This is a genomic window from Massilia sp. Masssp93, from assembly GCF_059491295.1.
Window position 1 is genome coordinate 18904 of record NZ_CP168502.1, and the last position, 21590, is coordinate 40493.

Here is a 21590-nt window from a genome sequence, read left to right on the forward strand (position 1 = left end):
ATGCTTAAATTATCAAATGTTCACACAAAAGAAATACGTTGCTCAGCAATGAGTAACGGTCAGTATTTTGAGTGAGCGATCTGCTGCGAAAGCAGCAAAAACAGAGATTAAACTGAAGAGTTTGATCCTGGCTCAGATTGAACGCTGGCGGCATGCTTTACACATGCAAGTCGAACGGCAGCGCGGGGCAACCTGGCGGCGAGTGGCGAACGGGTGAGTAATATATCGGAACGTACCCAAGAGTGGGGGATAACGTAGCGAAAGTTACGCTAATACCGCATACGATCTAAGGATGAAAGTGGGGGACCTTCGGGCCTCATGCTCCTGGAGCGGCCGATATCTGATTAGCTAGTTGGTGAGGTAAAGGCTCACCAAGGCGACGATCAGTAGCTGGTCTGAGAGGACGACCAGCCACACTGGGACTGAGACACGGCCCAGACTCCTACGGGAGGCAGCAGTGGGGAATTTTGGACAATGGGCGCAAGCCTGATCCAGCAATGCCGCGTGAGTGAAGAAGGCCTTCGGGTTGTAAAGCTCTTTTGTCAGGGAAGAAACGGTTCTGGATAATACCTGGAGCTAATGACGGTACCTGAAGAATAAGCACCGGCTAACTACGTGCCAGCAGCCGCGGTAATACGTAGGGTGCAAGCGTTAATCGGAATTACTGGGCGTAAAGCGTGCGCAGGCGGTTTTGTAAGTCTGTCGTGAAAGCCCCGGGCTTAACCTGGGAATTGCGATGGAGACTGCAAGGCTTGAATCTGGCAGAGGGGGGTAGAATTCCACGTGTAGCAGTGAAATGCGTAGAGATGTGGAGGAACACCGATGGCGAAGGCAGCCCCCTGGGTCAAGATTGACGCTCATGCACGAAAGCGTGGGGAGCAAACAGGATTAGATACCCTGGTAGTCCACGCCCTAAACGATGTCTACTAGTTGTCGGGTCTTAATTGACTTGGTAACGCAGCTAACGCGTGAAGTAGACCGCCTGGGGAGTACGGTCGCAAGATTAAAACTCAAAGGAATTGACGGGGACCCGCACAAGCGGTGGATGATGTGGATTAATTCGATGCAACGCGAAAAACCTTACCTACCCTTGACATGTCAGGAACCTCCGAGAGATTGGAGGGTGCCCGAAAGGGAGCCTGAACACAGGTGCTGCATGGCTGTCGTCAGCTCGTGTCGTGAGATGTTGGGTTAAGTCCCGCAACGAGCGCAACCCTTGTCATTAGTTGCTACGAAAGGGCACTCTAATGAGACTGCCGGTGACAAACCGGAGGAAGGTGGGGATGACGTCAAGTCCTCATGGCCCTTATGGGTAGGGCTTCACACGTCATACAATGGTACATACAGAGGGCCGCCAACCCGCGAGGGGGAGCTAATCCCAGAAAGTGTATCGTAGTCCGGATCGCAGTCTGCAACTCGACTGCGTGAAGTTGGAATCGCTAGTAATCGCGGATCAGCATGTCGCGGTGAATACGTTCCCGGGTCTTGTACACACCGCCCGTCACACCATGGGAGCGGGTTTTACCAGAAGTAGGTAGCTTAACCGCAAGGAGGGCGCTTACCACGGTAGGATTCGTGACTGGGGTGAAGTCGTAACAAGGTAGCCGTATCGGAAGGTGCGGCTGGATCACCTCCTTTCTAGAGTGGCACTACGAGCGCAAGCTCGATCATCAAGCGTCCACGCTTATCGACTGTTTAAAGTTAAACGAGAAGAGTTTTCGGGGCTGTAGCTCAGCTGGTTAGAGCACCGTGTTGATAACGCGGGGGTCGTTGGTTCGAGTCCAACCAGCCCTACCAGGGCTATCAAACGAAAGTAAAAACCTACTTTCGTTTGGAACTGCGTTAGCTAAAAATGCCCGGCGAAGCCGAATCATTTTTAGATGGCAAAAGCCACAACGGGGGATTAGCTCAGCTGGGAGAGCACCTGCTTTGCAAGCAGGGGGTCGTCGGTTCGATCCCGTCATCCTCCACCAACTCTTGTTCACTGCATTTATCCAAGCCCAGCGAAGCTGAGTTTCGATAAGTGTAGTTCTCGTTCTTTAACAATCTGGAAGAAGTAAAGTTTTCTTTAAGCGTGTAGTTGATCCAACGATCAAATGCACACTTAGGGTAGAAAATCTGTATGTATCAACAAACAAAGTAAGCTGAACTCTTGTCGATATGACGTTCCCTGATACTCATACAGGGGCCAACGTTATAGGGACAAGTGAATAAGTGCACATGGTGGATGCCTTGGCGATTACAGGCGATGAAGGACGTAGTAGCTTGCGATAAGCTGCGGGGAGTGAGCAAACACACTTTGATCCGCAGATTTCCGAATGGGGAAACCCGGCCTTTTAGGTCATCGCATACTGAATACATAGGTATGCGAAGCGAACGCGGCGAACTGAAACATCTAAGTAGCTGCAGGAAAAGAAATCAACCGAGATTCCCAAAGTAGTGGCGAGCGAAATGGGAAGAGCCTTGTACGTGATAGTCGACTGGATAGTGGAACAGCCTGGAAATGCTGGCCATAGAGGGTGATAGCCCCTTACACGAAATCCGGACGGTGGTACTAAGCGTACGACAAGTAGGGCGGGACACGAGAAATCCTGTCTGAATATGGGGGGACCATCCTCCAAGGCTAAATACTCGTAATCGACCGATAGTGAACCAGTACCGTGAGGGAAAGGCGAAAAGAACCCCGGGAGGGGAGTGAAATAGATCCTGAAACCGTGTGCATACAAACAGTCGGAGCCTCTTCGTGGGGTGACGGCGTACCTTTTGTATAATGGGTCAGCGACTTACATTCAGTGGCGAGGTTAACCGAATAGGGGAGCCGTAGAGAAATCGAGTCCGAACAGGGCGACAGTCGCTGGGTGTAGACCCGAAACCAGGTGATCTACCCATGGCCAGGATGAAGGTGCGGTAACACGCCCTGGAGGTCCGAACCCACTAATGTTGAAAAATTAGGGGATGAGCTGTGGGTAGGGGTGAAAGGCTAAACAAACCTGGAAATAGCTGGTTCTCTCCGAAAACTATTTAGGTAGTGCCTCAAGTATCACCACCGGGGGTAGAGCACTGTTATGGCTAGGGGGTCATTGCGACTTACCAAACCATTGCAAACTCCGAATACCGGTGAGTGCGAGCTTGGGAGACAGACGTCGGGTGCTAACGTCCGGCGTCAAGAGGGAAACAACCCAGACCGCCAGCTAAGGTCCCAAAGATTGGCTAAGTGGAAAACGAAGTGGGAAGGCTAAAACAGTCAGGATGTTGGCTTAGAAGCAGCCATCATTTAAAGAAAGCGTAATAGCTCACTGATCGAGTCGTCCTGCGCGGAAGATGTAACGGGGCTAAGCCAGTCACCGAAGCTGCGGATATCTTTCTGATGCTTGCATCATGATCGATATGGTAGGAGAGCGTTCCGTAAGCCTGAGAAGGTGTCTTGTAAAGGATGCTGGAGGTATCGGAAGTGCGAATGCTGACATGAGTAGCGATAAAGAGGGTGAAAAGCCCTCTCGCCGAAAGCCCAAGGTTTCCTGTTCAACGTTCATCGGAGCAGGGTGAGTCGGCCCCTAAGGCGAGGCAGAGATGCGTAGCTGATGGGAAGCAGGTTAATATTCCTGCACCGTCGTATGATGCGATGGGGGGACGGATCGCGGAAGGTTGTCCAACTGTTGGAATAGTTGGTTTTTGACTCATAGAAGGTGCTTAGGCAAATCCGGGCACGTAATTCAAGGGGTCGAGACGGGTGTCCTTGCGACACGAAGCAATCGGAAGTGGTTCCAAGAAAAGCCTCTAAGCTTCAGTCATACGAGACCGTACCGCAAACCGACACAGGTGGGCGAGATGAGTATTCTAAGGCGCTTGAGAGAACTCGGGAGAAGGAACTCGGCAAATTGGTACCGTAACTTCGGGATAAGGTACGCCCCGGTAGCTTGACTGCTTTACTGCAGAAGGGTGAAAGGGTTGCAATAAACTGGTGGCTGCGACTGTTTAATAAAAACACAGCACTCTGCAAACACGAAAGTGGACGTATAGGGTGTGACGCCTGCCCGGTGCTGGAAGATTAAATGATGGGGTGCAAGCTCTTGATTGAAGTCCCAGTAAACGGCGGCCGTAACTATAACGGTCCTAAGGTAGCGAAATTCCTTGTCGGGTAAGTTCCGACCTGCACGAATGGCGTAACGATGGCCACACTGTCTCCTCCCGAGACTCAGCGAAGTTGAAATGTTTGTGATGATGCAATCTACCCGCGGCTAGACGGAAAGACCCCATGAACCTTTACTGTAGCTTTGCATTGGACTTTGAACCAATCTGTGTAGGATAGGTGGGAGGCTTTGAAGCGGGGACGCCAGTTCTCGTGGAGCCAACCTTGAAATACCACCCTGGTTCGTTTGAGGTTCTAACCTTGGCCCGTAATCCGGGTCGGGGACAGTGCATGGTAGGCAGTTTGACTGGGGCGGTCTCCTCCTAAAGTGTAACGGAGGAGTTCGAAGGTACGCTAGGTACGGTCGGACATCGTGCTAATAGTGCAATGGCATAAGCGTGCTTAACTGCGAGACCGACAAGTCGAGCAGGTACGAAAGTAGGACATAGTGATCCGGTGGTTCTGTATGGAAGGGCCATCGCTCAACGGATAAAAGGTACTCTGGGGATAACAGGCTGATTCCTCCCAAGAGTTCATATCGACGGGGGAGTTTGGCACCTCGATGTCGGCTCATCACATCCTGGGGCTGTAGCCGGTCCCAAGGGTATGGCTGTTCGCCATTTAAAGTGGTACGTGAGCTGGGTTTAAAACGTCGTGAGACAGTTTGGTCCCTATCTGCCGTGGGCGTTGGAAATTTGAAGGGGGCTGCTCCTAGTACGAGAGGACCGGAGTGGACGAACCTCTGGTGTACCGGTTGTCACGCCAGTGGCATTGCCGGGTAGCTAAGTTCGGAAGAGATAACCGCTGAAAGCATCTAAGCGGGAAACTCGCCTTGAGATGAGATTTCCCGGAGCCTTGAGCTCCTTGAAGGGTCGTTCGAGACCAGGACGTTGATAGGTCGGGTGTGGAAGTGCAGTAATGCATTAAGCTAACCGATACTAATTGCCCGTACGGCTTGTCCCTATAACCTTGGCAGTCATTGCCAGTACAAGGGTTCAGCTGTTTGTTGACACAACAGATTAAAACTACTTCTTCCAGATTCAGGGTAGCGTCCACATGGACGATACCCGTACAAGTTATGCCTGATGACCATAGCAAGTCGGTACCACCCCTTCCCATCCCGAACAGGACCGTGAAACGACTTTGCGCCGATGATAGTGCTGCAACCAGTGTGAAAGTAGGTTATCGTCAGGCTAGTTATATGCAGAAGCCCGCTCAGTTGATACTGAGCGGGCTTTTTGCTTTCTAACGCACCTTCTTCAAATACCCACGCAAACCATGGGTCAACACCAGCGGAAAGACGCTGGCATGATCCTCGTCCGCAAACACTTCGAGCCTGCTTTTGAGGTTCGAATAGCGGTGCGATTTGAGTGCTGCGTCGAAGTCGCATAAATCCGCGACCATGTCCGCATTCTCTTCCGTGTGCGCCCGTTTCCGGTCCTTGCCGAGCGTCTCGCGTCCGCCGATACCGAAAAACACGGAGGCCGGCATATCGTTGTGTGTTTTTGCGTAATCCTGTTCGCGCTCGAACATCACGCCCTGGTCGAACCACAGCGAAGGACTGCCGAGGATGTAATGGTCGAACGTGCGCGGTTCACTCAGCAGCAACTGCAGGCCCAGCAGGCTGCCATACGAATGGCCGACAAAGATCTTGCGGTTCATGTCGGCCCGATAGTTCGCGGCGATCAGCGGAAAAACGTCGGCGGCGATGAAGCGCCCATAAGCCTGAGCCTCGCCAAACGCCGGCGTCCGGCCCGGCATATCGGCGGCATAATTCCCACGCCGCGGCACGGCCGGCGTGTAGTCGCGGCGGCGGCTGTACACGGGACTGTCGCCGTGCGCATACGACAGGCCGACGACGATCACCTCTTCCATGCCCGCATGCTTGGCCAGTCGCTGCGCGATGCCGCGCGCGACCGGGAATGCGTAATTGGCGTCGGTGATGAACAACACGGGATAACGCCGGCTCGACGAACGATACGAATCCGGCAGCGCAACGAACACCTGATAGTCGCGGTTCAGCGCGCGCGCATGCACGTCGCGCACTTCCGTTTCGTCGAGCACATACGGCGCAGGTGCCGCGGCCGTGGCCAAGCCGGACGCGAAGCAACACAACAACAAAAGCTTGCGGACGGTCGTCATGGGCGCGCCTCGGCCGCCAGTACGCCTTCCAGCCTGGTACGCGCGTTTGTCGCATACTTGCGGCACGCGTCGTGATCGACGAACGCCGCGTCCCCGAGCTCGGCCTGCTTCGCTTTCCGCTCCCACAAGTCGCTCCCTTCCGGATGGGCGCTCACGAGCACGTCGCAGTCCAGCCCATCGATAATCGCGATGGAGTGTTCGACGTCCGCCCGCGCATTCGGGTACAGCGGATTCCTGCTGAAGCTGCGGCCGTCCGCGGCCAGCGCATTGATGCTGTCCGCGTACACCATGTGCATCGTCTTGCCGCCTTCGTTCGACTGCCACGTCCAGCTGGTCGCACCCGGCGTGTGCCCTGGCGTGAAGCGCGCGGTCACGGCGAGCGGTCCGAGTTTTACGACCTCGCCATCGCGCACGGCGCGCGTATTGGCGACGGGGTCCATTGGCTGGAGGCCGGGATACTGCGCGTCGCGTTTGTCCGGCTGCCCGGTCCGCAGCACCTCGAGGGACGCCGGGCTAGCCAGCACCACGGCACCGCTCATCTTCTGCAGGGCGGCGATGCCGCCGGCGTGGTCGAAGTGCTCGTGCCCACTCAGGATGTAGTGGATGTCCTCGACCTTGAAGCCGAGTTGACGGATGTGCGCTGCGATCTGCGCGGACGCGCCGGACGGGCCGCCGTCAATGAGGATGTGACCGGCCGGCGACGTGATCAGCACGGCGCTGATGCCGCGGGTGCCGACGTAATACGTATTGCCGTAGACGGCGAACGGATCCTGGGATGCGTACCAGTCCGCCGCGCCGGCGCCAGCCGAAGCGGAAGTGCCGCCGAGCAGGAGGGCGGCGGCCAGGCGTATCGTGTTTTTCATGGGGTAGCGTGAGAGTTGATAAAGAATCGTGACTGCGCCGCCGATTCTGCAACCAGCCCGGCGCCACGGCCCGCGCTGCGTGACGAAACGCCGCTTCCACGTGATGAAGCGGCCGCCTGCGGTCTTCGGACAGGCAAGGCCGCTGCTATACTTTTCCGATGACGCAGCACGCCGACACGACCATCCCCCATCCCGCGATACCGCCTGCGGCCAGGACCATCGTCATCGTGGTGCTCTTGTGGACCGCGATCAGCGCGCTCGGCGCCTTGCAGACCTACAGCGACAACCTGCGCCTCGGCGTGGACAGCCACTATCCGTCCCTGCTGGTGACGTGGTTCGTCGAGTACGCGGTGCCGCTGATCGTCCTGAGCTCAGGCCTGAGCATGGCACTGGCGCGCTGGCCCGCCCTGATCGCCCGTCCGCACAACGTGCTTCTGCTGTTCGTCGGCCTCGTGCTCGTGTTCCAGCCCGCGCAATGGACGTATATGGCGTGGCTGCGCGGCTACCTGCACATTGCGAGTCTCGACGACGCGCGCCGCCTGCTGATGAAGATGCTGCTGGTCGGCTGGTTCTCGACCACCGGCACTTTTGCGGCGATCCTCGCCATCCATTACTGGCGCCAGGCGCGCGAGCGCGAACTGGCGTGGCAGCGCAGCCAGACCGACATGCTCAACCTGCGCCTCGCGCTGGAAGAACAACGCATGCTGGCCCTGCGCGCGCAATTCGAACCCCACTTCCTGTTCAATGCGCTGAATGCGATCAGCGCCCTCGTGCGCGAAGGCGACCGCACGCTGGCCCTCGGCGGCATCGGCCGCCTGAGCGACCTGTTGCGCTATGCGTTGTCGGCCAGCGTGCGCAACACGGTCACGGTCGCCGCCGAGCTGCAGTTCGTGCGCGATTACCTCGACCTGCAACGCCTGCGCTACGGCGACCGGCTGCAGGTGCGCATCGATGGCGAAGACCGGTTGCTGCACGACGTCGACTGTCCGCCGCTGCTGCTGCAACCGCTGATCGAGAACGCGCTGCGCCACGATCTCGATTGCCGCGACGGGCCGAGCGATATCCGCCTGTCCTTCGTGGCCGACGGCGAGGCCCTCACGATCCGCGTCACGAACCCCGCCAGCGCGCATGCGTCGCCCAATCCCGGCGCGGGGCTCGGACTGGCGAACACGCGCGAGCGGCTGCGGCTCATGCATCCCACCGCGTCGCTGCGCACCAACCTGCAGGAGGGCCGCTTCGTGGCTGAAGTGCGCCTGCCGCTGGAGCGGGAGTAAGCGATGACCGTGCGTTACCTGATCGTCGACGACGAGGCGCCCAGCCGCGCCAACCTGCGCCTGGCATTGGCCGCGCATCCCGACTGGCGGCTCGTGGCCGAATGCGACGGCACCGCGGCAGCGCGCGCGGCGCTCGCCGCCCAGGACGTCGACGTCATCTTCCTCGACATCCAGATGCCGGCCGAATCGGGGCTCGTGCTCGCGCGCGAGATCAGCCGCCTGCCTGCGCCGCCGCTGATCGTTTTCGTGACGGCCTACAGCGAACACGCGATCGACGCGTTCGAAGTCCATGCGCTCGACTACCTGCTCAAGCCCCTGAACGACGCGCGCCTGAGCCAGGCCGTGGAGCGCATCGGCGCCATGCTGGGACAACGCCAGCGCGAGGCGTATGGCGCGGCCTTGCGCGATTATGTCGACGCCGGCGCGGACCAGGCGAAGGCAATCCTGGAACGGATCAACGTGCGCTCGGTCGGCCGCATCGAACAGATCCTCGTGGCGGACATCCTGTGGATCGAATCGGCCGGCAATTACGTCGAACTGCACCTGGCCGGGCGTACGGTCCTGCATCGCATTACGCTGAACCGCCTCGAGACGCTGCTCGCGCCCGACGACTTCCTGCGCGTGCACCGCGGCGTGATCGTCCGGCGCAGCGAGATCGCGCGCCTGGATGCCGTCGGCGACGGCGGGTATCGGCTCACGCTGCGATGCGGCGCGGCCGTCGCCGTCAGCGAGCGTTACCTGGGCGCCTTGAAGTCCGCGATGTGACGAAGTGCCGTTTTGCCGGGACGGCCGCGCTGTCTGCGGACGGTCGTCGCTGCCTATACTGTCGCTCGTCACGAACGATCCGGAGAATGCTTTGCTTACCCTGTCACGTCCCACGCGATCCATCGCCATCGCATGCCTGTCCCTGCTGCCGCTGACGGCCGGCGCCGTCGATGCGGCCGCCGTGCGCGCAGCCGTCGACCGCGTCATTCAACCGCTGATGGCGCAGCACGACGTCCCCGGCATGGCGGTCGCCGTTACCGTCGATGGCCACGCGATGTTCTTCAATTACGGCGAGGCGTCGAAACAGGGCCATGTGCCCGTCACCGAGAACACGCTGTTCGAACTGGGCTCCGTCAGCAAGACCCTCACCGCGACGCTGGCCTGTCATGCGCAGGACCTCGGCAAGCTGTCGTTCGACGATCATCCCGGTGCCTACATGCCGCAACTGAAGGGCAGCGCGATCGACCGCGCGAGCCTGCTCGAACTGGGCACTTATACGCCGGGCGGTCTGCCGCTGCAATTCCCGGACGAGGTCGAGACGGATGCGCAGATGATCGACTACTTCCGCGCATGGCGCCCGGACGCGGCGCCCGGCACGCAGCGCCGTTATTCGAACCCGAGCCTCGGCCTGTTCGGACACGTAACGGCGCGCGCGTTGGACGTCGATTTTGCCGACGCCGTCGAGCGCCGACTGTTTCCCGCGCTGGGCCTGAAGCACAGTCATATCCGCGTGCCGTCCGGCGCGATGGGCGACTACGCCTGGGGCTACGACAAGACCAATCGGCCCGTGCGCGTCAGTCCGGGCGTGTTCGATGCGGAGACATACGGCATCAAGTCAAGTGCCGTCGACATGATCCGCTTCGTCCAGGAGAACATCGACGCGAGCGTCCTGCCGGCCCCGATGCGCCGCGCCATCGATTGCACGCACACGGGTTACTTCCGCATCGGCGATACGGTGCAGGGACTCGGCTGGGAACAGTACCGTGCACCCGTGACCCTGGCCGCCCTGCAGGCGGGGAATTCCACGAAGATGAGCAGCGAGCCGAATCCGGCCACCCGGCTGCAGCCGCCCCAGGCGCCGCCGCGCGGGACGCTGTTCAACAAGACCGGTGCCACGCGCGGTTTCGGCACCTATGTGTTGTTTGTGCCGGCATATCGCGTCGGGATCGTCATGCTGGCCAATAAGAATTACCCGATCCCGGCACGGGTGAAGGCCGCGTATTCGATTCTCGGGCAACTGGCGCCGTGATGCCGTCAATACGCGCCGATGCGACAAATCGCCCTTGCGCACTCGCCCGTGGTTTTGCTATAGTTCGCGTCCTGCTTCTGCAGCGCAAGAAAAGTTCAGCGAAATCAAGTAGTTGAGCCAGGCCGTTTGATAACGCCGCTTGTGTTGAAGAAAAAGAGGGGTTGACGAGTTAAGTGAAGCACGGCATACTCTCATTCCTCTGCTGCTGACGAACAAAACGATTCGCAAGTGCGGCAAGGCAGTACCGAATACGGTTCTTTAACAATCAACAGTCGATAAGTGTGGGCGTTTGATGAGGTGCCAGCATCCTTCGGGATGCTGAATGCTTAAATTATCAAATGTTCACACAAAAGAAATACGTTGCTCAGCAATGAGTAACGGTCAGTATTTTGAGTGAGCGATCTGCTGCGAAAGCAGCAAAAACAGAGATTAAACTGAAGAGTTTGATCCTGGCTCAGATTGAACGCTGGCGGCATGCTTTACACATGCAAGTCGAACGGCAGCGCGGGCGGGGGTAACCTCGCCTGGCGGCGAGTGGCGAACGGGTGAGTAATATATCGGAACGTACCCAAGAGTGGGGGATAACGTAGCGAAAGTTACGCTAATACCGCATACGATCCAAGGATGAAAGTGGGGGACCTTCGGGCCTCATGCTCCTGGAGCGGCCGATATCTGATTAGCTAGTTGGTGAGGTAAAGGCTCACCAAGGCGACGATCAGTAGCTGGTCTGAGAGGACGACCAGCCACACTGGGACTGAGACACGGCCCAGACTCCTACGGGAGGCAGCAGTGGGGAATTTTGGACAATGGGCGCAAGCCTGATCCAGCAATGCCGCGTGAGTGAAGAAGGCCTTCGGGTTGTAAAGCTCTTTTGTCAGGGAAGAAACGGTTCTGGATAATACCTGGAGCTAATGACGGTACCTGAAGAATAAGCACCGGCTAACTACGTGCCAGCAGCCGCGGTAATACGTAGGGTGCAAGCGTTAATCGGAATTACTGGGCGTAAAGCGTGCGCAGGCGGTTTTGTAAGTCTGTCGTGAAAGCCCCGGGCTTAACCTGGGAATTGCGATGGAGACTGCAAGGCTTGAATCTGGCAGAGGGGGGTAGAATTCCACGTGTAGCAGTGAAATGCGTAGAGATGTGGAGGAACACCGATGGCGAAGGCAGCCCCCTGGGTCAAGATTGACGCTCATGCACGAAAGCGTGGGGAGCAAACAGGATTAGATACCCTGGTAGTCCACGCCCTAAACGATGTCTACTAGTTGTCGGGTCTTAATTGACTTGGTAACGCAGCTAACGCGTGAAGTAGACCGCCTGGGGAGTACGGTCGCAAGATTAAAACTCAAAGGAATTGACGGGGACCCGCACAAGCGGTGGATGATGTGGATTAATTCGATGCAACGCGAAAAACCTTACCTACCCTTGACATGTCAGGAACCTCCGAGAGATTGGAGGGTGCCCGAAAGGGAGCCTGAACACAGGTGCTGCATGGCTGTCGTCAGCTCGTGTCGTGAGATGTTGGGTTAAGTCCCGCAACGAGCGCAACCCTTGTCATTAGTTGCTACGAAAGGGCACTCTAATGAGACTGCCGGTGACAAACCGGAGGAAGGTGGGGATGACGTCAAGTCCTCATGGCCCTTATGGGTAGGGCTTCACACGTCATACAATGGTACATACAGAGGGCCGCCAACCCGCGAGGGGGAGCTAATCCCAGAAAGTGTATCGTAGTCCGGATCGCAGTCTGCAACTCGACTGCGTGAAGTTGGAATCGCTAGTAATCGCGGATCAGCATGTCGCGGTGAATACGTTCCCGGGTCTTGTACACACCGCCCGTCACACCATGGGAGCGGGTTTTACCAGAAGTAGGTAGCTTAACCGCAAGGAGGGCGCTTACCACGGTAGGATTCGTGACTGGGGTGAAGTCGTAACAAGGTAGCCGTATCGGAAGGTGCGGCTGGATCACCTCCTTTCTAGAGTGGCACTGCGAGCGCGAGCTCGATCATCAAGCGTCCACGCTTATCGACTGTTTAAAGTTAAACGAGAAGAGTTTTCGGGGCTGTAGCTCAGCTGGTTAGAGCACCGTGTTGATAACGCGGGGGTCGTTGGTTCGAGTCCAACCAGCCCTACCAGGGCTATCAAACGAAAGTAAAAACCTACTTTCGTTTGGAACTGCGTTAGCTAAAAATGCCCGGCGAAGCCGGATCATTTTTAGATGGCAAAAGCCACAACGGGGGATTAGCTCAGCTGGGAGAGCACCTGCTTTGCAAGCAGGGGGTCGTCGGTTCGATCCCGTCATCCTCCACCAACTCTTGTTCACTGCATTTATCCAAGCCCAGCGAAGCTGAGTTTCGATAAGTGTAGTTCTCGTTCTTTAACAATCTGGAAGAAGTAAAGTTTTCTTTAAGCGTGTAGCTGATCCAACGATCAGATGCACACTTAGGGTAGTAATCTGTATGTATCAACAAACATAGTAAGCTGAACTCTTGTTGTTATGACGTTCCCTTCTCGTCTTTCCTTCGGAAAGACTGCAGGGGCCAACGTTATAGGGACAAGTGAATAAGTGCACATGGTGGATGCCTTGGCGATTACAGGCGATGAAGGACGTAGTAGCTTGCGATAAGCTGCGGGGAGTGAGCAAACACACTTTGATCCGCAGATTTCCGAATGGGGAAACCCGGCCTTTTAGGTCATCGCATACTGAATACATAGGTATGCGAAGCGAACGCGGCGAACTGAAACATCTAAGTAGCTGCAGGAAAAGAAATCAACCGAGATTCCCAAAGTAGTGGCGAGCGAAATGGGAAGAGCCTTGTACGTGATAGTCGGACTGATAGTGGAACAGCCTGGAAATGCTGGCCATAGAGGGTGATAGCCCCTTACACGAAATCAGACCGGTGGTACTAAGCGTACGACAAGTAGGGCGGGACACGAGAAATCCTGTCTGAATATGGGGGGACCATCCTCCAAGGCTAAATACTCGTAATCGACCGATAGTGAACCAGTACCGTGAGGGAAAGGCGAAAAGAACCCCGGGAGGGGAGTGAAATAGATCCTGAAACCGTGTGCATACAAACAGTCGGAGCCTCTTCGTGGGGTGACGGCGTACCTTTTGTATAATGGGTCAGCGACTTACATTCAGTGGCGAGGTTAACCGAATAGGGGAGCCGTAGAGAAATCGAGTCCGAACAGGGCGACAGTCGCTGGGTGTAGACCCGAAACCAGGTGATCTACCCATGGCCAGGATGAAGGTGCGGTAACACGCCCTGGAGGTCCGAACCCACTAATGTTGAAAAATTAGGGGATGAGCTGTGGGTAGGGGTGAAAGGCTAAACAAACCTGGAAATAGCTGGTTCTCTCCGAAAACTATTTAGGTAGTGCCTCAAGTATCACCACCGGGGGTAGAGCACTGTTATGGCTAGGGGGTCATTGCGACTTACCAAACCATTGCAAACTCCGAATACCGGTGAGTGCGAGCTTGGGAGACAGACGTCGGGTGCTAACGTCCGGCGTCAAGAGGGAAACAACCCAGACCGCCAGCTAAGGTCCCAAAGATTGGCTAAGTGGAAAACGAAGTGGGAAGGCTAAAACAGTCAGGATGTTGGCTTAGAAGCAGCCATCATTTAAAGAAAGCGTAATAGCTCACTGATCGAGTCGTCCTGCGCGGAAGATGTAACGGGGCTAAGCCAGTCACCGAAGCTGCGGATATGTGCTTGCACATATGGTAGGAGAGCGTTCCGTAAGCCTGAGAAGGTGTCTTGTAAAGGATGCTGGAGGTATCGGAAGTGCGAATGCTGACATGAGTAGCGATAAAGAGGGTGAAAAGCCCTCTCGCCGAAAGCCCAAGGTTTCCTGTTCAACGTTCATCGGAGCAGGGTGAGTCGGCCCCTAAGGCGAGGCAGAGATGCGTAGCTGATGGGAAGCAGGTTAATATTCCTGCACCGTCGTATGATGCGATGGGGGGACGGATCGCGGAAGGTTGTCCAACTGTTGGAATAGTTGGTTTTTGACTCATAGAAGGTGCTTAGGCAAATCCGGGCACGTAATTCAAGGGGTCGAGACGGGTGTCCTTGCGACACGAAGCAATCGGAAGTGGTTCCAAGAAAAGCCTCTAAGCTTCAGTCATACGAGACCGTACCGCAAACCGACACAGGTGGGCGAGATGAGTATTCTAAGGCGCTTGAGAGAACTCGGGAGAAGGAACTCGGCAAATTGGTACCGTAACTTCGGGATAAGGTACGCCCCGGTAGCTTGACCACTTTACTGTGGAAGGGCGAAAGGGTTGCAATAAACTGGTGGCTGCGACTGTTTAATAAAAACACAGCACTCTGCAAACACGAAAGTGGACGTATAGGGTGTGACGCCTGCCCGGTGCTGGAAGATTAAATGATGGGGTGCAAGCTCTTGATTGAAGTCCCAGTAAACGGCGGCCGTAACTATAACGGTCCTAAGGTAGCGAAATTCCTTGTCGGGTAAGTTCCGACCTGCACGAATGGCGTAACGATGGCCACACTGTCTCCTCCCGAGACTCAGCGAAGTTGAAATGTTTGTGATGATGCAATCTACCCGCGGCTAGACGGAAAGACCCCATGAACCTTTACTGTAGCTTTGCATTGGACTTTGAACCAATCTGTGTAGGATAGGTGGGAGGCTTTGAAGCGGGGACGCCAGTTCTCGTGGAGCCAACCTTGAAATACCACCCTGGTTCGTTTGAGGTTCTAACCTTGGCCCGTGATCCGGGTCGGGGACAGTGCATGGTAGGCAGTTTGACTGGGGCGGTCTCCTCCTAAAGTGTAACGGAGGAGTTCGAAGGTACGCTAGGTACGGTCGGACATCGTGCTAATAGTGCAATGGCATAAGCGTGCTTAACTGCGAGACCGACAAGTCGAGCAGGTACGAAAGTAGGACATAGTGATCCGGTGGTTCTGTATGGAAGGGCCATCGCTCAACGGATAAAAGGTACTCTGGGGATAACAGGCTGATTCCTCCCAAGAGTTCATATCGACGGGGGAGTTTGGCACCTCGATGTCGGCTCATCACATCCTGGGGCTGTAGCCGGTCCCAAGGGTATGGCTGTTCGCCATTTAAAGTGGTACGTGAGCTGGGTTTAAAACGTCGTGAGACAGTTTGGTCCCTATCTGCCGTGGGCGTTGGAAATTTGAAGGGGGCTGCTCCTAGTACGAGAGGACCGGAGTGGACGAACCTCTGGTGTACCGGTTGTCACGCCAGTGGCATTGCCGGGTAGCTAAGTTCGGAAGAGATAACCGCTGAAAGCATCTAAGCGGGAAACTCGCCTTGAGATGAGATTTCCCGGAGCCTTGAGCTCCTTGAAGGGTCGTTCGAGACCAGGACGTTGATAGGTCGGGTGTGGAAGTGCAGTAATGCATTAAGCTAACCGATACTAATTGCCCGTACGGCTTGTCCCTATAACCTTGGCAGTCATTGCCAGTACAAGGGTTCAGCTGTTTGTTGAGACAACAGATTAAAACTACTTCTTCCAGATTCAGGGTAGCGTCCACATGGACGATACCCGTACAAGTTATGCCTGATGACCATAGCAAGTCGGTACCACCCCTTCCCATCCCGAACAGGACCGTGAAACGACTTTGCGCCGATGATAGTGCTGCAACCAGTGTGAAAGTAGGTTATCGTCAGGCTAGTTATATGCAGAAGCCCGCTCAGTTGATACTGAGCGGGCTTTTTGCTTTTTCAGGCACAATGCCTCTGCAAGCTTGTTAATTCAACCAGACAGGGAGCCTATGAACGAGCGGACCGCACGCGATGTCGTCCTGATGCGCGCCATCGAAACCGCCGACGCCCAGCGCGAGATCCTTTCCGAGGACGATCGCGTGTACGCCAGCCGCAGCGCGCGCGAGCTGGCGCACTGGCAGGCCGCCGAAGGCAAGAGCGAGCCCAGGCTCGACCACTTCCTCGGCCAGCGCGCGGAACTGATCCTCAAACGCCTGGCCGAGCGCACGCCGGCGTTTGCCGCCTTCCGTCAACGGCGCAGCGTGATGCCCGTGCTGGCCGTGCTGCTGCCCATCGTCGGTTTCCTGGCCGGCGCGGGACTCGACCGCATTGGCAATCCACACCGTGTCGACCTGCTGTCGGCGCCCCTGCTGTTGATCCTCGCGTGGAACCTGATCGTGTATCTCGCCCTGATCGTGTGGGCCCTCGTGCCGTCGAAGCGGACCGGCTGGGCGAGCCCGCGGCTGCTGCGCCGTCTGTCCGTCGGCAAGGCGGCGCTGCCGCGCAAGCTGCCGGCGCCGCTCGCCGCCGGCATCGCGCAATACTTCACGGACTGGGCGCAGCTGACCGCCAAGCTCACGCACCTGCGTCTTGGGCGCACGATACACCTGGCGGCGGCCGCGTTCGCGCTCGGTGCGATCGCCTCGCTGTATGCGCGCGGCGTGCTGACGCAGTACGCGGCCGGGTGGGAGAGCACCTTCCTCGATGCGCATCAGGTCCATGCGCTGCTGTCCTTCCTGTTCGCGCCCGCGCTGGCCGTGTTCCCGCTGCAGGGTTTTTCGCTGGCCGACGTCCAGGCACTGCATTTCGTGCAGGAGCCGTCACCCGCCGGCGGCGCGCGCTGGGTACACCTGTATGCCGCGACGCTGTTCCTCCTCGTCGTGCTGCCGCGCCTCGCGCTGGCCATCGTGTCCGCACTGCGCGCGCGCCGGCTCGCGCACCGCTTCCCCCTCGACCTCGGCCAGCCCTACTACCGATTGCTGGCCGATCGCGTCGGCGCGTCGGGACCGGCCGTGCTGCGCGTGGTCCCGTACAGCTTCACGGTCGACGAAGCGCGTCATAAAGGCCTGGCGGCCATCGCGGCGATGGTCCTCGGCGAGCAGGCGCAGTTGATGCTGCGGCCATCCTGCTCGTACGGCGAAGAACCGAAGGAGCTGCTGCGCGATGTGCGCCTGGACGATGCCGACGTCGCCGTCACGGCCGTCCTGTTCAATCTCGCGGCGACGCCGGAACGCGAGAACCACGGTGCCTTCCTCGACTACCTGGCACGCAATACGCCGCGCGGCATCGCCGTGCTGCTCGACGAATCCGGCCTGGTGGGGCGCGGGGCCGTCGACAACCGCGTGGTGGAGCGCGTCGCGCTGTGGCACGAGTTCTGCCAGTACCATCACACGCGCGCGACCGTCGTCGACCTCCTGCATCCGGAGCGCCATCCGCTCGACCTCGGGTCCGGGCTCGCCGTGTCGGGTGCGGCATGAGCGAGCAACCCGTCGACATCCAGTTCGCGCTCGTCTCGCACACGAACAACGGCAAGACGACCCTGGCGCGCACGCTCATCGGCATGGACGTGGGCGAGGTGCGCGACGCCGCCCACGTGACCGTGTTCGCCGAAGCGCATACGCTGCAGACCAGCAGCGCGGGCGACCGCTTGCTGTTGTGGGACACGCCCGGCTTCGGCGATTCCGTCCGCCTGCTCAAGCGGTTGGCATCCGCCGGCAATCCGATCGGCTGGTTCCTGCGGGAGGTATTCGACCGCTACCGCGACCGGCCGTTCTGGCTCAGCCAGCAGGCGCTGCGCGCCGCGAAGGATGCGGCCGACGTTGTGCTGTACCTGGTGAATTCGTCGGAAGATCCGCGCGACGCGGGCTATCTGCCGGCCGAGATGCGGATACTGGAGTGGCTGGGCAAGCCGGTCGTCGTGCTGCTCAACCAGCTGGGGCCACCGCGGCCCGACGAGCAGGAACAGGCGGAGCAGGCGCGCTGGAAGGCGCATCTCGACCAGTTTTCCATCGTGCGCGACGTGCTCGCGCTGGACGCGTTCGCGCGCTGCTGGGTGCACGAGGACGTGTTCTACGAGCGTGTCGGCCGGGTGCTCGACGACTCCAAGCGCGACGGCTACGCGCGGCTGCTCGCCGCCTGGCAGGCCAGCAACGTGCAGCGCTTCCGCGCGTCGGTGGACCTCGGCGCGCAGATGCTCGCCGGCGCGGCGCGCGACAGCGAGGCAATCGCACAGGAAGGCAAGGCGGGCTTCCTGAAGTCGGCACTGAAAGCGGTCGGCATCGGCAAGGATGAACAGAAGCGCCAGGATGCCGCGATGGCAGGCCTCGTCGAGCGGCTCGAGCGGCGGATCGGCGACACGACAGTCGGCCTGCTGCGCCTGCATCGGCTCGACCCGGGCGACGCGGGCCGCATCAATGCCCGCGTGCGCGAAAACTTCGCGGTGCGCGCGCCCATCGACAAGGCGCAGGCGGGGCTGCTCGGTGCCGTCGTCTCCGGCGCCGCGACGGGACTGTCGGCCGACCTGATGGCCGGCGGCCTCACGCTTGGCGGCGGCGCGCTGCTCGGCGCGATCGTCGGCGCGCTCACGATGGCCGGCGCCGCCTGGGGTTTCAATACGACGACGGACCGCGACCGCCCGACCGTGCAGTTTGCCGATCCGTTCCTGCGCACGCTCCTCGTCGGCAGCGTGTTGCGCTACCTGGCCGTGGCCCACTTCGGTCGCGGGCGCGGCAACTTCGTCGAAGGCGAGGCGCCGCCGTTCTGGCAGGCCGAAGTCGAACGCAGCGTCGCGCGGCACGAGGCCGAACTGGCGCCGTTGTGGAAGGACGTGCGCGCCGCGCCCGATGCCGCGGCGGCATCGGCGGCCGTGCAGGCGCTGCTGGGCCGCGTGATCGTCGAGACGCTCGAACACCTGTATCCGGAAACGGCGGCGCGGGCGCTGGCGCGCGCGGACATGTGACACCTGTTGCAAATTGGGACAGGCGCGGCCCGCAAACCCCGGCGTAACGGGCCGCGGCGCATGGCACGCCGATTGCTCATGTAGGGATAGACCGATAAACCTACAGGAGACATCATGAAGCACACCATCCGCATCGCCGCCGGTGCCCTGGCGCTCGGCGCCGCCGCACTCACCTCGCTCTGGGCCAGCGCGCACGGCAACGTGATCCCGCAAGCCGTCGACACAACGGGCCTGCCCACGCTGGGCGACAAGTGGCGCGACGAGAATCCGTACCGCACCAACAAGCTCGCACTCAAGATCGGCTCGTCGGCCTACAACCAGAATTGCGCGCGTTGCCACGGGCTGGAAGCGGAATCCGGCGGAATCGCGCCCGACCTGCGCCTGCTCGATCGCGACTGCACCGGCATCAAGAACGAGACCAAGAAACAGGCCTGCTACAAGGAGACCGACAAGTACTTCCTGACCAGCATCCGCCACGGCAAGGTGCGCAACGGCGCCGTCTACATGCCGCCGTTCGAGGGCGTGTTCAATCAGGAAGCGATGTGGGCCATCAAGACCTACCTCGAATCGCGCCGCGCCGCGGATTGAGGCGGCCATGTCCACCCCGCTATCGCCATCGCGCCGCCGCGTGCTCGCGGCCGGCCTGTTGCTGGGTGCGGGCATCGCCGCACCCGGTGCCGTCCTCGCCGCGGATGCACCTGTGCTGCGCGAACCGGGCATCCTCAAAGTAGCCGTCTACAACGACCTCGCGCCGTTCTCCGACCACGGCCAGGGCATCGACGCCGACCTCGGCGCCGCGCTGGCCGGCAAGCTCGGATTGAAGCTGGCGCTGTTGCCGTTCAATGCCGGCGACGATCTCGGCGACGATCTGCGCAACATGGTGTGGAAAGGCCACTACCTCGGCTACGGACCGGCCGACGTGATGCTGCACGTGCCCGTCGACCGCATGCTGATGAATGCGAATCCGCAGGTCGAGATCTTCGCGCCGTATTACGTGGAGACCGTGCGGCTCGTGCGCAGCGTGCGGGCCATTCCACAGTTCGATGGCGTCGACGCGCTGGCCGGCAAGCGGATCGGCGTCGAGAAGGTGTCGATCTCCGGCATGGTGATGCTGGGCGAGGGCGGGGGACGCTTCCGTGAGCAGGTACACATCTACCCGACCGCGATCGAGGCGCTGGAGCAGCTGAAGGCAGGCGGCCTCGATGCGGTGCTGGCCACGCGCGCGCAGATCGAATCCGTGATGAAGGGCGATCCCGCGTTCCCGCTGCAGGACGTGCCGTTCGACCGCCTGCCGCGCGGCGGCTGGGCGATCGGCATGGCGGTCCGCAAGGACAATCTCGGCCTCGCGCGCCAGCTGCAGGCCGCGCTGAACGACATGGCGGCCAATGGCGAGTTGCGGACGATCTTTGCGAAGTACGGCGTGCAGGCCGTCAAGCCATGATGCGGAAGGCGGCTATTCCTCCGACCACAGCTTGCCGCCGGTGGCCCAGTGCTCGCGCTTGATTTCGTGGATCAGGATGTCGACGGATTCGGGCGAGCACTCGAGCGTCCTGACGGCGGCTTCCGTGACGGCCCGGACGAAGGCGCGCTTTTGTTCCGGCGTGCGGCCGTCGAACAGTTGAACGTTAATGGTCGGCATAGGGGTTCCTTTAATTACGGTAGCGGGGGCTGACCGCGTCCAGGCGGCGCAGCAGCGCAGGCCATTCGGGCACGCCTTCGGGCGCGCCATCGCCTCGCAGCTGCGCATGCGCGGTCACGCACATGGCCGCAGGCGGCTGGCGCAGCGGCACACCGGCCGCTTGCGCGCGCAACTGCACGTCGCAGGCGCGGTCCAGCGTTTCCATCAGCACGAACGCTTCCGGGATCGTGCGCCCCACGGTCAGGCTGCCGTGGTTCCGCAGCAGCATCGCAGGCCGGGCGCCCAGGTCGTGCACGAGGCGCGCCTGCTCGTCCGGCGTCATCGCGATGCCTTCGTAGTCGTGATACGCGAGCTCGCCGTAAAAGCGCAGCGCGTACGGCGACAGCGGCAGCAGGCCGCTTTCCTGCATGCCGACGGCGATGCCGGCCAGGTTATGCAGGTGCATGACGCAGGCCGCGTCCGGCCGCGCCTCGTGCACGGCCGCGTGCAGGCGGAAGCCGGACTGGTTCACCGGGGCGGCGAGCGGTCCGACGACGTTGCCGTCGCTGTCCACCTTGACCAGGTTCGACGCCGCCACTTCATCGAAGCGCATGCCGAATGCGTTGATCAGGTAGTGGCCCGGTTCGTCCGGCACGGCGGCCGAGATATGGGTGTAGATGCCGTCGTCCCAGCCGTACAGCGCGCATAAGCGGTAGCACGCGGCGAGGTCGATGCGGGTTTGCCATTCGGTGGGGGAGGGGTGGCCGCATGCGGTGCGGCCGGCTGTCGCGAGTCTGTCCATCACGCCAGCGTAGCAGGCATCGTGCACATCGGTCATATGCCTGC

Annotated in this window: 11 protein-coding genes, 4 tRNA genes and 6 rRNA genes; 17 read left to right on the forward strand and 4 right to left on the reverse strand. The window is 59.5% G+C overall.

Annotated features, from left to right (window positions below; translation table 11 throughout):
* Window positions 1-109: 109 nt before the first annotated feature.
* From ACEN9Q_RS00085 to rrf (ACEN9Q_RS00105), 5 genes are all read left to right on the forward strand, one after another.
* Window positions 110-1638: ribosomal RNA gene (locus ACEN9Q_RS00085) — 16S ribosomal RNA — on the forward strand.
* Window positions 1639-1720: 82 nt separating this feature from the next.
* Window positions 1721-1797: transfer RNA gene (locus ACEN9Q_RS00090), tRNA-Ile, on the forward strand.
* Window positions 1798-1897: 100 nt separating this feature from the next.
* A tRNA-Ala gene (locus ACEN9Q_RS00095) sits at window positions 1898-1973 on the forward strand.
* A 227-nt stretch (window positions 1974-2200) separates the two neighbouring features.
* Window positions 2201-5092: ribosomal RNA gene (locus tag ACEN9Q_RS00100) — 23S ribosomal RNA — on the forward strand.
* Window positions 5093-5210: 118 nt separating this feature from the next.
* Window positions 5211-5323, forward strand: a 5S ribosomal RNA gene (gene rrf, locus ACEN9Q_RS00105).
* The 16S, 23S and 5S rRNA genes sit together here with 2 tRNA genes alongside, the layout of an rRNA operon.
* Window positions 5324-5374: 51 nt before the next feature.
* Here rrf (ACEN9Q_RS00105) and ACEN9Q_RS00110 read toward each other — a convergent pair.
* Both ACEN9Q_RS00110 and bla read right to left on the reverse strand, forming a co-directional pair.
* Window positions 5375-6271: an alpha/beta hydrolase gene (locus ACEN9Q_RS00110; RefSeq protein WP_495626956.1), complete on the reverse strand. Its 897-nt coding sequence runs from the start codon at window positions 6269-6271 to the stop codon at window positions 5375-5377.
* Window positions 6268-7134, reverse strand: coding sequence for a subclass B3 metallo-beta-lactamase (gene bla, locus ACEN9Q_RS00115; RefSeq protein ID WP_495626957.1), 867 nt, complete (start codon window positions 7132-7134; stop codon window positions 6268-6270). Before bla ends, ACEN9Q_RS00110 begins: the two co-directional genes overlap by 4 nt.
* 158 nt (window positions 7135-7292) lie before the next feature.
* Here bla and ACEN9Q_RS00120 point away from each other — a divergent pair, with 158 nt between their 5' ends.
* The 12 genes from ACEN9Q_RS00120 to ACEN9Q_RS00175 all read left to right on the forward strand — a co-directional run bounded on the left by ACEN9Q_RS00120 (window position 7293) and on the right by ACEN9Q_RS00175 (window position 20567).
* Complete coding sequence (locus ACEN9Q_RS00120) at window positions 7293-8408, forward strand: sensor histidine kinase (protein WP_495626958.1); 1116 nt, start codon at window positions 7293-7295, stop codon at window positions 8406-8408.
* Window positions 8409-8411: 3 nt separating this feature from the next.
* Window positions 8412-9173, forward strand: a complete 762-nt coding sequence (locus ACEN9Q_RS00125) for a LytR/AlgR family response regulator transcription factor (RefSeq protein WP_495626959.1) — start codon at window positions 8412-8414, stop codon at window positions 9171-9173.
* A gap of 100 nt (window positions 9174-9273) precedes the next feature.
* Window positions 9274-10422 (forward strand): class C beta-lactamase, encoded by a 1149-nt coding sequence (ampC, locus tag ACEN9Q_RS00130; protein WP_495628897.1) that lies wholly within the window; start codon window positions 9274-9276, stop codon window positions 10420-10422.
* 431 nt (window positions 10423-10853) lie between these two features.
* A 16S ribosomal RNA gene (locus ACEN9Q_RS00135) occupies window positions 10854-12392 on the forward strand.
* Between the two features lie 82 nt (window positions 12393-12474).
* A tRNA-Ile gene (locus ACEN9Q_RS00140) sits at window positions 12475-12551 on the forward strand.
* Window positions 12552-12651: 100 nt separating this feature from the next.
* A tRNA-Ala gene (locus tag ACEN9Q_RS00145) sits at window positions 12652-12727 on the forward strand.
* Between the two features lie 241 nt (window positions 12728-12968).
* Window positions 12969-15845: ribosomal RNA gene (locus tag ACEN9Q_RS00150) — 23S ribosomal RNA — on the forward strand.
* Window positions 15846-15963: 118 nt separating this feature from the next.
* Window positions 15964-16076 (forward strand): 5S ribosomal RNA (gene rrf / locus ACEN9Q_RS00155).
* Between the two features lie 102 nt (window positions 16077-16178).
* Entirely contained in the window at window positions 16179-17645 is a 1467-nt protein-coding gene (locus tag ACEN9Q_RS00160) for a DUF2868 domain-containing protein (RefSeq protein WP_495626960.1), read from the forward strand.
* Entirely contained in the window at window positions 17642-19126 is a 1485-nt protein-coding gene (locus tag ACEN9Q_RS00165) for a GTPase domain-containing protein (protein WP_495626961.1), read from the forward strand. The genes ACEN9Q_RS00160 and ACEN9Q_RS00165 overlap by 4 nt, the downstream gene beginning before the upstream one ends.
* Window positions 19127-19240: 114 nt before the next feature.
* Window positions 19241-19714 carry a cytochrome c-550 PedF gene (gene pedF, locus ACEN9Q_RS00170; RefSeq protein ID WP_056450482.1) on the forward strand — a complete coding sequence of 158 codons (474 nt, stop codon included), beginning with the start codon at window positions 19241-19243 and terminating at the stop codon, window positions 19712-19714.
* 7 nt (window positions 19715-19721) lie between these two features.
* Window positions 19722-20567: a substrate-binding periplasmic protein gene (locus ACEN9Q_RS00175; protein ID WP_495626962.1), complete on the forward strand. Its 846-nt coding sequence runs from the start codon at window positions 19722-19724 to the stop codon at window positions 20565-20567.
* 12 nt (window positions 20568-20579) lie between these two features.
* Here ACEN9Q_RS00175 and ACEN9Q_RS00180 read toward each other — a convergent pair whose 3' ends face one another.
* Both ACEN9Q_RS00180 and ACEN9Q_RS00185 read right to left on the reverse strand, forming a co-directional pair.
* Entirely contained in the window at window positions 20580-20765 is a 186-nt protein-coding gene (locus ACEN9Q_RS00180) for a 4-oxalocrotonate tautomerase (RefSeq protein ID WP_056450486.1), read from the reverse strand.
* A gap of 10 nt (window positions 20766-20775) precedes the next feature.
* Entirely contained in the window at window positions 20776-21546 is a 771-nt protein-coding gene (locus ACEN9Q_RS00185) for a class II aldolase/adducin family protein (RefSeq protein ID WP_495628898.1), read from the reverse strand.
* Window positions 21547-21590 lie beyond the last annotated feature (44 nt).